9 protein-coding genes and 1 pseudogene are annotated in these 11,448 nt (G+C 70.9%); all 10 read right to left on the bottom strand.

Annotated features, from left to right (window positions below; genetic code table 11):
• Positions 1-419 (bottom strand): annotated as a pseudogene (locus tag AB8Z36_RS18365) (YggS family pyridoxal phosphate-dependent enzyme); the annotation flags it as partial.
• Positions 420-426: 7 nt separating this feature from the next.
• On the bottom strand, positions 427-1,158 hold the full coding sequence (gene pgeF, locus AB8Z36_RS18360; RefSeq protein WP_369214407.1) for a peptidoglycan editing factor PgeF: 732 nt from the start codon (positions 1,156-1,158) through the stop codon (positions 427-429).
• Positions 1,155-2,396 carry a cell division protein FtsZ gene (gene ftsZ, locus AB8Z36_RS18355; RefSeq protein ID WP_369214406.1) on the bottom strand — a complete coding sequence of 414 codons (1,242 nt, stop codon included), beginning with the start codon at positions 2,394-2,396 and terminating at the stop codon, positions 1,155-1,157. Before ftsZ ends, pgeF begins: the two co-directional genes overlap by 4 nt.
• Before the next feature lie 275 nt (positions 2,397-2,671).
• Positions 2,672-3,463, bottom strand: coding sequence for a cell division protein FtsQ/DivIB (locus AB8Z36_RS18350; RefSeq protein WP_369214405.1), 792 nt, complete (start codon positions 3,461-3,463; stop codon positions 2,672-2,674).
• A gap of 14 nt (positions 3,464-3,477) precedes the next feature.
• Positions 3,478-4,572 (bottom strand): undecaprenyldiphospho-muramoylpentapeptide beta-N-acetylglucosaminyltransferase, encoded by a 1,095-nt coding sequence (gene murG, locus AB8Z36_RS18345; protein ID WP_369214404.1) that lies wholly within the window; start codon positions 4,570-4,572, stop codon positions 3,478-3,480.
• A gap of 6 nt (positions 4,573-4,578) precedes the next feature.
• Positions 4,579-5,889, bottom strand: coding sequence for a putative lipid II flippase FtsW (ftsW, locus tag AB8Z36_RS18340; protein ID WP_440581943.1), 1,311 nt, complete (start codon positions 5,887-5,889; stop codon positions 4,579-4,581).
• 47 nt (positions 5,890-5,936) lie between these two features.
• Positions 5,937-7,376 (bottom strand): UDP-N-acetylmuramoyl-L-alanine--D-glutamate ligase, encoded by a 1,440-nt coding sequence (gene murD, locus AB8Z36_RS18335; protein WP_369214403.1) that lies wholly within the window; start codon positions 7,374-7,376, stop codon positions 5,937-5,939.
• Positions 7,358-8,428 carry a phospho-N-acetylmuramoyl-pentapeptide-transferase gene (gene mraY, locus AB8Z36_RS18330; RefSeq protein ID WP_030783859.1) on the bottom strand — a complete coding sequence of 357 codons (1,071 nt, stop codon included), beginning with the start codon at positions 8,426-8,428 and terminating at the stop codon, positions 7,358-7,360. Before mraY ends, murD begins: the two co-directional genes overlap by 19 nt.
• Complete coding sequence (locus AB8Z36_RS18325; RefSeq protein ID WP_369214402.1) at positions 8,425-9,840, bottom strand: UDP-N-acetylmuramoyl-tripeptide--D-alanyl-D-alanine ligase; 1,416 nt, start codon at positions 9,838-9,840, stop codon at positions 8,425-8,427. The genes mraY and AB8Z36_RS18325 overlap by 4 nt, the downstream gene beginning before the upstream one ends.
• 4 nt (positions 9,841-9,844) lie before the next feature.
• Positions 9,845-11,448: UDP-N-acetylmuramoyl-L-alanyl-D-glutamate--2,6-diaminopimelate ligase (locus AB8Z36_RS18320; protein WP_369214401.1), on the bottom strand; the 1,604-nt coding region annotated here is incomplete at its 5' end.

The raw sequence follows: 11,448 nt of genomic DNA, 5'->3' as shown, positions 1-11,448 counted from the left end.
CCCCGCCCGTGCTCCTCGGCGTCGAGCGCGACCTGGAGCAGGCAGCCGACCTCGCGCTCCGCGCGCACCGCCGCCGCCGAGAGGGCGGTGACCAGCTTGGGGCGGTCAACGGACTGCACCAGATCGGCATAACCGACCACGGAACGGACCTTGTTGGTCTGCAACTGGCCCACGAAGTGCCAGGTAAGCGGCAGATCCGCACACTCCGCGGCCTTCGGCGCCGCGTCCTGGTCGCGGTTCTCCGCGACATGGCGCACGCCGAGTTCCGAGAGAATGCGCACATCGCTCGCGGGATAGGTCTTCGTGACCACGATGAGGGTCACTTCCTCGCGCTTGCGCCCCGCCGCGGCGCACGCCGCGGCGATGCGCTCCTCGACCTGCGCCAGATTGGCCGCGAGTTCGCTTCTACGGTCCGTCATCGCCCTATCAGTCCAGCCAGACATAGCCCGCCAGGCGACCGGTGGTGCGGTCGCGGCGGTACGAGAAGTGGTCACCGGATTCCAGCGTGCACACCGGGGACCGCCCCCGGTCGCGCATGCCGAGCCGTTCGAGCTGGGCGTGGACCCCGGCGGTCACGTCGACCGCCGGCGTGCCCCAGCTCGTCTCGGCGTACGCCGCGGGCTCGACGGCGGCGACCTCGGCGCGCATCGCTCCCGGGACTTCGTAGCAGCGCCCGCAGACGGCGGGGCCCGTGCGCGCGAGCACGCGGGCCGGGTCGGCGCCGAGCTTCACCATCGCCTCGACGGCGGCCGGGACGACCCCGGCCACCATCCCCGGGCGCCCGGCGTGCGCCGCCGCGGCCACCCCGGCCACGGGGTCGGCGAGCAGCACGGGCGTGCAGTCGGCGGTCAGCACGGCGAGGGCGAGGCCCCTGCGGGCGGTGACGACCGCGTCGACGGCCGGGATCTCCGCGCCCGGCCCCCAGGGCCCCTCGACGACCGCGACGTCCCGGCCGTGCACCTGGTTCATCCAGACCACGTGGTCCGGCTCGATGCCGAGGGCCTTGGCGGCGAGCTCGCGGTTGGTGCGCACCGCCCCGGGGTCGTCGCCGACGGCCCCGCCGAGATTGAGCTCCTCGTACGGAACGGCGCTCACCCCGCCCCACCGGTCGGTGAAGGCGAAGTGCGCGCCGCTCGTGGTGCTGTGCTCGCTTATCACTTCAAGAAGTCCGGCACGTCCAGCTCTTCGGCCTGGCTGTCCTGGTACGGACGGGCCGGCGGCACCTGCGGCGGCGCCACGGGCGCGGCCGGGGTCTCACCGGCCGTCGGTGCCGTCTCCGCGGGCTCCGGGGCGGACGGCTCATCGCGCGGGGTGACGCTGCCGAGGCCGCCGAAGGCGGGACGGGACGATTCGGCGGGCCGCGCGGGCGCGGCGGACGGCGGTGCCGACTCGTCGCGCTTGGCGGGGCCGGAGGCCGAGCCGAGGACGGTGTCGCGCTTGGACGGCGGCTGTCCGCCGTCGAAGCCCGCCGCGATGACGGTGACCCGGACCTCGTCGCCGAGCGCGTCGTCGATGACCGCGCCGAAGATGATGTTGGCCTCGGGGTGTGCGGCCTCGCTGACGAGCTGGGCCGCTTCGTTGATCTCGAAGAGGCCGAGGTCGGAGCCGCCGGAGATGGAGAGCAGCACGCCGCGCGCGCCGTCGATGGAGGCTTCGAGGAGCGGCGAGGAGATCGCCATCTCCGCGGCGGCCACCGCGCGGTCGTCGCCGCGGGCGGAGCCGATGCCCATGAGTGCCGAACCGGCCTCGGACATGACCGACTTGACGTCGGCGAAGTCGAGGTTGATCAAGCCGGGGGTGGTGATGAGGTCGGTGATGCCCTGGACGCCGGAGAGCAGGACCTGGTCCGCCGACTTGAAGGCGTCGAGGACGGAGACCTGCCGGTCCGAGATGGAGAGCAGCCGGTCGTTGGGGATGACGATGAGGGTGTCGACCTCTTCGCGCAGCTCCGCGATGCCGTCCTCGGCCTGGTTGGCGCGGCGGCGGCCCTCGAAGGTGAACGGCCGGGTGACCACGCCGATGGTGAGGGCGCCGAGCGAGCGCGCGATGTTGGCGACGACGGGTGCGCCGCCCGTGCCGGTGCCGCCGCCTTCACCGGCGGTGACGAAGACCATGTCGGCCCCCTTGAGGACCTCCTCGATCTCCTCGCGGTGGTCCTCCGCCGCCTTGCGGCCGACGGCCGGGTTGGCGCCGGCGCCGAGTCCGCGTGTGAGTTCACGGCCGACGTCGAGCTTGACGTCGGCGTCGCTCATCAACAGGGCTTGCGCGTCGGTGTTGATGGCGATGAACTCGACGCCCTTGAGACCGACCTCGATCATCCGGTTGATGGCATTGACACCACCGCCGCCGACACCGATGACTTTGATGACTGCGAGGTAGTTCTGCGGTGCTGCCACGTCGAAGGCCTCTCGCCTCGAGTTACGTGTCGCCGTTTCGCTCTGGGGCGATGCGACGACTGATGCCGAATGGGACGGTCCGAACGCCGACCCGAACCCTAACGCTGAAGTTTAGGGTTACCAGTGTGCCTGTTCCCTGGACTCTTCCGAACAGGACACTAAGTCGACAAGTGGCGCACGTTCAACGAACACGCCGAACCTCCCGTTTTTCTTTTCACCCTATGTGATCAGCCATAGCGCTGCCGAATCAGGGTGCTGGCCTGCGACGACGACCGTCAACTCGCCGACGAGGCAGGGGCGGTGGGGACACTCACATCGAAGTTCCGCGCCTTCGGGGTTGCTTTCATCAGCGCCACGAGTGTGCTGGCTTTCGTACGCCCCTTCTCGCCACTTCCCCACTCGACGGTGCGGCCGCCGCTCAACTCCAGCGAGATGGAGTCGTACGAACGGACCTTGACGTTCCGTGTCTCACGTGCGACGGCGCGCGGCAGGTCACCGGCGACCCCGACCGCCTCACGGAGGAGCCGGTCGGTGCCGAACCTGCGCAGACTGGCCGCCCCGCTCTCCCGGTCCAGCGCCAATTCCAGAAGCGGGATGCCCTTGGGCGCGCGCTCGACCGTGGCGAATCGCACTCCCTTGGCGTCCACTTCGATGAACTTTCCGCCCTTTTCGATGAGGAGAACCGGCTTGCGTTCCGTCACTTCGAGACTGATTCCGTGCGGCCATGACCGGGTGACATCAACCGAGTCAATTCGGGGCAATTTCGAGCGGAGCCGGGCTTCGATGGCATCCGTATCGACCGAAATCAGTGGGGCGTCGACGGGGGCGTCCGCCGCGTCGGTCACCTGCTGGGGCGTCAGGACCCCGGTGCCCGAGGCCCGCACCCGCTCCAGGCGCAGCCACGGCGAGCCGTAGAGCACCCAGACGCCCCCGGCCACGACGAGGACGAGAAGGACCAGGAGCACGATGAGCTTTCGCGCGCGCGCGAGGCCCGGGCGGCGTACGCGCTGCGGGCGGGGCGGGCCGGACTTCTTCTGCTGCCGTTCGGCTGTGGTCGGTCCGGCCACGGTCCCCTGCCTTCTCACGCGTTGCGGCGTGACGCAATCGCCTCGTACACCATGCCGACGAGCAGCTCGTCGGCGTCCCTGCGGCCGAACTCGGAGGCGGCACGGGACATCTCGTACAGCCGGTGCGGGTCGGCGAGGACGGGCAGGACGTTGCCCTGCACCCACTCGGGCGTCAGTTCCGCGTCGTCGACCAGCAGTCCGCCGCCCGCCTTGACCACCGGCTGGGCGTTCAGCCGCTGTTCGCCGTTGCCGATCGGCAGCGGGACGTAGGCGGCGGGGAGCCCGACGGCGGAGAGTTCGGCGACGGTCATCGCGCCCGCGCGGCAGAGCATCATGTCCGCCGCCGCGTACGCGAGGTCCATCCGGTCCACGTACGGTACCGGGATGTAGGGGGGCATCCCCGGCATCTGGTGCACCTGCGGCAATTCGTTCTTCGGGCCGACCGCGTGCAGGATCTGGATGCCCGCGCGCTGGAGCACCGGCGCGGCCTGCTGGACGACCTCGTTGAGCCGCCGGGCGCCCTGGGAGCCGCCCGAGACGAGCAGGGTCGGCAGGTTGGGGTCGAGGCCGAAGGCGGCGCGCGCCTCCGGGCGGACCCGGGCCCGGTCGAGCGTGGCGATGGTGTGGCGCAGCGGGATGCCGATGTAGCGGGAGTTGCGCAGCTTGCTGTCGGGCGTCGCGACGGCCACCCCGTGGGCGTACCGGGAGCCGATCTTGTTGGCGAGACCGGGCCGCGCGTTGGCCTCGTGCACGACGATGGGCGTCCCGGTCCGCTTGGCCGCGAGATAGCCCGGAAGGGCCACGTAACCGCCGAAGCCGACGACGCAGTCCGCCTTGGTGCGCTCCAGGATCTGCTCGGCCGCCTTGATGGTGCCGCGCAGCCGTCCCGGGACGGTGATCAGCTCAGGGGTGGGCTTGCGCGGCAGGGGCACGGCCGGGATCAGCGCCAGTTCGTAGCCCCGCTCGGGAACGAGTCGGGTCTCGAGTCCACGCTCCGTGCCCAGGGCCGTGATGCCCACGGTGGGGTCCTGCCTCCGCAGGGCGTCCGCGAGGGCGAGCGCGGGCTCGATGTGGCCGGCGGTCCCCCCGCCGGCGAGTACGACATGCACCGAAATTCACCGCTCTCCGGACGAACGCGCCTTGACGCGCCGTCGCATCGTGTTCCATCTCACCCGAGGTTGCCGCATGGCCAGGGCCGCCTTCGCAGCGGGGTCCGATCGCGCGAAGGCGATGAGGAGCCCGATGGCGAACATGGTCGGCAGCAGGGCCGAACCCCCGTAGGAGAACAGCGGGAGCGGGACACCGGCGATCGGCAGCAGACCGAGCACCGCACCGACATTGATCACGGCCTGTGCCGTGATCCAGGTGGTCACGCCTCCCGCGGCATACCGTACGAAGGGGTCCTCCGTGCGTCCGGCCACGCGGATACCCGCATAGCCTAGAGCCGCGAACAGGGCGAGCACCGACAGCGTCCCTGCCAGGCCGAGTTCCTCCCCCGTGATGGCGAAGATGAAGTCGGTGTGCGGTTCCGGCAGTTGACCCCATTTTTCCACACTCGCGCCGAGTCCGGAACCGAAGAATCCGCCGGAGGCCAGGGCATAGATGCCGTGCACGGCCTGCCAGCACTGGTCCGAGGGGCCCGGTTCGGTGGCGCCGATGCAGGCGAGCCTCGCCATCCGGTTGGGGCTGGTCTTGATGAGGATCACACCGAGGACGGCCGCGATGCCGAGCACCCCGGCGAAGAGCCGGGTGGGCGCGCCCGCCAGCCACAGCAGTCCGAAGAGGATCGCCGTGAGAATGATCGCGGTGCCCATGTCGCCGCCGAGCATGATGAGGCCGAGCAGCATGAAGGCGACGGGGACGAGCGGCACCAGCATGTGCTTCCACTGGGTGAGGAGCCGCTTGTCGTGCTTGCGGGCGAGCAGGTCGGCGCCCCACAGGACCAGGGCGAGCTTGCCGAACTCACTGGGCTGGAGCTGGAAGGGCCCGCCCAGGTAGATCCAGTTCTGGTTGCCGTTGACGCTGCGCCCTATCCCCGGGATCTGCACCAGGACCATCAGGAAGACGGTCACCGCGAGCATCGGGTAGGCGAGCGCCCTGTGCAGCTTGACCGGCATCCGCATCGCGACCAGCAGCAGCCCGGTGCCGAGCACGGCGGCCACGAACTGCTTGCGGAAGAAGTACGACGCGGGCAGGTTCAGCTGGAGCGCCTGGATCATCGAGGCCGAGTAGACCATCACCAGGCCGAGGACGGTGATCAGCAGGCTGCTGCCGAAGATCAGGTAATACGCCGTCAACGGCCTGTCCCACGCCCGGCGGAGGCGGGTCACGAGCCGTCGGGGCCCGCTCTCGCCCGGCGGGTGGGAGGCGCTTCTGGCGCGCACGGGAGCCGGTCGCTTGGCGACCCGCACGGAAGACCTGGCCACGTTCCCTCCCAAGGATGTGCCCGGCGCCGGCCGGACCCGAGAGCCGGTCAGGCGCGCGTGGAGCCGAGTGCGCGGACGGCGTCCGCGAACGCCTCACCACGCTTGTTGTAGTTGGTGAACATGTCCATCGAGGCGCAGGCCGGGGCCATCAGGACGGTGTCCCCCGGCTCGGCGAGCTCTGCCGCCCGCCGTACCGCCTCGGACATCGCACCAGTGTCGGTCCGGTCGAGGTCGACGACCGGGACCTCGGGGGCGTGTCGCGCGAGGGCTTCGCGGATCAGCGCCCGGTCGGCGCCGATCAGCACGGCCCCGCGCAGCCGCTTCGCGGACCCGGCCACCAGCTCGTCGAAGGTGGCGCCCTTGGCGAGGCCGCCGGCGATCCAGACGATCGGCTCGTACGCCGCCAACGACGCCTGGGCGGCGTGGGTGTTGGTGGCCTTGGAGTCGTCCACGTAGGCCACGCCGTCCACGTCGGCGACGTGCTCGATGCGGTGGGCGTCGGGGCGGAAGGCGCGCAGCCCGTCGCGGACGGCCGTCGCCCGCACGCCGAAGGCTCGGGCGAGGGCCGCGGCGGCCAGCGCGTTGGCGATGTTGTGCGGCGCGGGCGGGCGCACGTCGGAGACCTCGGCCAGCTCCTGGGCCTGCTTCTGGCGGTCCGGTACGAACGCACGGTCGACGAGGATGCCGTCCACGACGCCCAGTTGCGAGGGGGCGGGCGCGTTTAGCGTGAAACCGATGGCGCGGCAGCCCTCTTCGACGTCGGCCCCGCGGACCAGGTCCTCGGTCGCCCTGTCCGCGGCGTTGTAGACGCACGCGACCTGGTTGCCCTCGTAGACGCGCCCCTTGTCGGCCGCGTAAGCCTCCATGGAGCCGTGCCAGTCGAGGTGGTCGGGCGCCAGGTTCAGGACGGCCGCGGAGTGGGCGCGCAGTGAGGGCGCCCAGTGCAGCTGGTAGGAGGACAGCTCGACGGCGAGCACGTCGTAGGCGTCGTCGCCTTCGAGGACGACGTCCACGATCGGGGTGCCGATGTTGCCGACGGCGGCCGTGCGCAGGCCCTCCGCCGTCAGGATGGAGGCGAGCATCTGCGTGGTCGTCGTCTTGCCGTTGGTGCCGGTGACGGCGAGCCACGGCGGCGCGTCCGGGCCGCGCAGGAGCCAGGCGATCTCGACGTCGCCGACGACGTCCACGCCCGCGTCCGCCGCCGCCGCGAAGAGCGGCGCCGAGGGCGGCCAGCCGGGAGAGGTCACGACCAGATCGGTGCCGGGCGGCAGCGTCGCCGCGTCCCCCAGGCGTACGGAGACGCCGTCGGCCCGCAGGGCGGCGGCGCGCTCCTCGTGCCCGGCCGACGAGCCGCCGTCCACGACGGTCACCGAGGCGCCGAGGCCGGCCAGGGCGCGGGCGGCGCTGATGCCGCTCACGCCGAGGCCGGCGACGGTGATGTTCCTGCCCTGCCAGTCGGACGCAGTGGTCACTTTTCGGCTGCCCATCCCGCGTAGAAGAGTCCGAGGCCGACGATCACGCACATGCCCTGGATGATCCAGAAGCGGACCACCACAAGGACCTCGGACCACCCCTTGAGTTCGAAGTGGTGCTGGAGTGGCGCCATCCTGAAGACGCGCTTCCCGGTCAGCTTGAACGAGCCGACCTGGATGACGACCGACATGGTGATCATCACGAAGAGGCCGCCGAGCAGCGCGAGGAGCAGCTCCGTGCGGGAGCAGATCGCGAGGCCCGCGAGCGCGCCGCCGAGGGCGAGCGAGCCGGTGTCACCCATGAAGATCTTCGCGGGCGAGGTGTTCCACCACAGGAAGCCGAAGCAGGCGCCCATCAGCGCGGAGGCCACGACCGCCAGGTCGAGCGGGTCTCTGACCTCGAAGCACGCCTGGGGGTTGGTCAGCGTCGTGGCGTTGGCGCAGGACTCCTGGTACTGCCAGACACCGATGAAGGTGTACGCGCCGAAGACCATCACCGAGGCGCCGGTGGCGAGGCCGTCCAGGCCGTCGGTGAGGTTCACGCCGTTCGACATCGCGAGGATCATGAACAGCGCCCAGACCACGAACAGGACCGGGCCGATCGACCACCCGAAGTCCGTGACGAACGACAGCTTGGTGGAGGCCGGGGTCTGGTTGCGGTTGTCCGGCCAGTTGAGCGCGAGCACGGCGAAGCCGATGCCGACGATGAGCTGACCGGCCATCTTCGCCTTGGCGCGCAGACCGAGCGAGCGCTGCTTGACGATCTTGATGTAGTCGTCGAGGAACCCGACCAGGCCCATGCCCGCCATCAGGAAGAGCACCAGGAGACCGGAGAGCGTCGTCTCCGTGCCCGTGATGATCTTCGTGAGGAAGTACGCGATGAGCGTGGCCAGGATGAAGGCGATACCACCCATGGTCGGCGTACCGCGCTTGCTGTGGTGCTCGCGCGGGCCGTCGTCCCGGATGAACTGGCCGTAGCCCTTGCGGGCGAGCAGTTTGATCAGCAGCGGGGTGCCGACCAGGGTCAGGAAGAGCCCGATCACACCCGCGAAGAGGATCTGCCTCATCGGCCGGAGACCTGCCCCTCAGAAGACACCGCGGTGTTCTCGAGCAGCGCCGCGGCGACCTTCTCGAGACCGACCGATCTGGACGCCTTCACCAGTACGACGTCTCCCGGGCGCAGCTCGCTGCGCAGCAGGTCGATCGCCGCCTGTGCGTCGGACACGTGCACCGACTCCTCACCCCACGAACCCTCGTTGTATGCGCCCAGTTGGAGCCAGGACGCTTCCCTGCCCCCGACTGCCACGAGCTTGCTCACGTTGAGCCGGACGGCAAGGCGTCCGACCGCGTCGTGCTCGGCGAGACCTTCGTCCCCGAGCTCGGCCATGTGACCGAGCACCGCCCACGTACGACGTCCCTTGCCCATGGCCACGAGCGCGCGCAGGGCCGCTCGCATGGACTCGGGGTTCGCGTTGTAGGCGTCGTTGACGACCGTCACACCGTCCGGGCGCTCGGTGACCTCCATCCGCCAGCGGGACAGCGTGTCCGCCTCGGAGAGCGCGAGGGCGATCTCTTCAGCGGACATGCCCAGCTCATGGGCGACGGCGGCCGCGGCAAGCGCGTTCGACACGTGGTGCTCACCGTACAGCCGCAAGGTCACGTCGCTGCACCCGGAGGGTGTGTGCAGCGTAAAAGAGGGCTGTCCGATCGGAGTGAGCCGGACATTCTCGGCACGTACGTCGGCGTCCTCGGCCTCGCCGAAGAAGATCACGCGGGCCTTCGTACGGGAGGCCATGGCGCGCACCAGCGGGTCGTCGGCGTTGAGCACGGCGGCGCCGTCCTCGGGCAGCGACTCCACCAGCTCGCCCTTCGCGACCGCGATCTGCTCGCGACCGCCGAACTCGCCGATGTGGGCGGTGCCGACGTTCAGGACGAGGCCGATCTTCGGCGGCGTGAGACCGGTGAGGTAGCGGATGTGGCCGATTCCGCGCGCTCCCATCTCCAGGACGAGGAAGCGCGTCTCTTCGGTGGCGCTGAGCGCGGTCAGCGGCAGGCCGATCTCGTTGTTGAGCGAGCCCGGCGTGAAGACCGTGGGTGCCTTGCGCCCGAGGACCTGGGCCAGCAGGTCCTTGGAGCTGGTCTTGCCGACGGAGCCGGTCAGCGCCACGAGGGTCGAGCCGAGCCGCTCCACGACATGGCGGGCGAGGGCGCCGAGCGCCGCCTGCACGTCGTCCACGACGATGGCGGGCACGCCGACGGGCCGCGCGGCGAGCACGGCGACCGCGCCCGCCGCGATCACGTCGGCCGCGTAGTCGTGGCCGTCGACGCGCTCGCCGACGAAGGCGACGAAGAGGCTGCCTTGCGCCACTTCACGGGAGTCCCGGACGACCGGTCCTGTGACCTCGATGGCCGGATCCGGTATGTCGTACGTCTGCCCGCCGACGACGGTGGCGATCTCGGCGAGGGAGAGGGCGATCACAACTTCATCCCTGGGTTTGCTGGATAGCTTCGCGAAGCACGAGGCGGTCGTCGAAGGGACGCACCACCCCGGCGATGTCCTGTCCCTGCTCGTGCCCCTTGCCCGCGACGAGCACGGTGTCGCCCGGCCGCGCGCGGACGACGGCCGCGCGGATCGCGGCGGCCCGGTCCTCGAAGACGGCGACGTCGCCGCGCTCGTGGGCCGGTACGTCGGCGGCGCCGGCGAGCATCGTGGCGAGGATCGCGAGGGGGTCCTCGCCACGGGGGTTGTCCGATGTCAGTACGGCGGTGTCGGCGAGGCGGGCCGCGGCGGCGCCCATCGGCATCCGCTTGGTCTTGTCGCGGTCGCCGCCGCAGCCGAGCACGATGTGCAGCTTGCCCTCGGTCACCTTGCGCAGCGCGCGCAGGACCGACTCGACGGCGTCCGTCTTGTGGGCGTAGTCGACGACGGCGAGGTAGGGCTGGCCCGCGTCGACGCGCTCCAGGCGGCCGGGGACGCCGGGCACCGCGGCGACGCCGTCGGCGGCCTGCTGCGGGTCGATGCCCGCGACGGCCAGCGAGACGATCGCGGCGAGGGTGTTGGCGACGTTGAAGGGGCCCGCGAGCGGCGACTTGGCGCTGATCCGCTCGCCCTGGGGGCCGACCGCGACGAACGTCGAGTCCAGCGGTCCGACCTCGACGTCCTCGGCGCGCCAGTCGGCGTCGGGGTGGCCCTCGGCGGAGAAGGTGGTGACGGGCACCTCCGACTCGGTGATGAGGCGGCGCCCGTACTCGTCGTCGAAGTTGACCACGCCGACGCGCGAGCGGCGCTTGGTGAAGAGCTGCGCCTTGGCCTGGAAGTAGTCCTCCATGCCGGAGTGGAACTCCATGTGCTCCGGGCTGAGGTTGTTGAAGACGGCGACGTCGAAGACGCAGCCGTCCACCCTCCCGAGCACCAGGGCGTGGCTGGAGACCTCCATGGCGACCGCCTCGACGCCGCGCTCGCGCATCACCGCGAACAGCGCCTGGAGGTCGGTGGCTTCGGGGGTCGTCCGCTCGGACTTGATGCGCTCGTCGCCGATGCGCATCTCGACCGTGCCGATCAGGCCGGTCGAGCGCACGCCCTTGAGGCCGCCCTCGATGAGGTACGCGGTCGTGGTCTTGCCCGACGTACCGGTGATGCCGATCTGGAGCAGGTCGCGGCCCGGGTGGCCGTAGACCGTGGCCGCCAGCTCGCCCATCACGTCGCGGGGGCTCTCGACGACCAGGACCGGCAGGCCGGTCGCGGCCGCGCGCTCGGCGCCGGACGGGTCGGTGAGAACGGCCGCGGCGCCGAGGTCGGCGGCCTGCGCGACGAAGTCGGCGCCGTGCATGCGGGCGCCGGGCAGCGCGGCGTAGATGTCACCGGGGCGCACCGCGCGGGAGTCGTGCGTGATGCCCGTGATCGCCGCGTCGCCCTGGACGTCTACGCCCAGATGGCCCGCGAGCTCCGTCAGTGAGGCCGCGGAGACCTGGTCGGGCCGCGGCGGTCCCGGGTAGGTCACGGGAGCGCCCTTCTGGGTGGTTTGGGACTGATCAGCGTGTGGCACGGCGGTGAGCGTACCGGGCTGACCCCTCTCGGAGCTAAATG

The organism is Streptomyces flavofungini (assembly GCF_041028215.1).
Classification (GTDB): domain Bacteria; phylum Actinomycetota; class Actinomycetes; order Streptomycetales; family Streptomycetaceae; genus Streptomyces; species Streptomyces flavofungini_B.
This window is presented reverse-complemented; position numbering and strand designations above follow the sequence as displayed.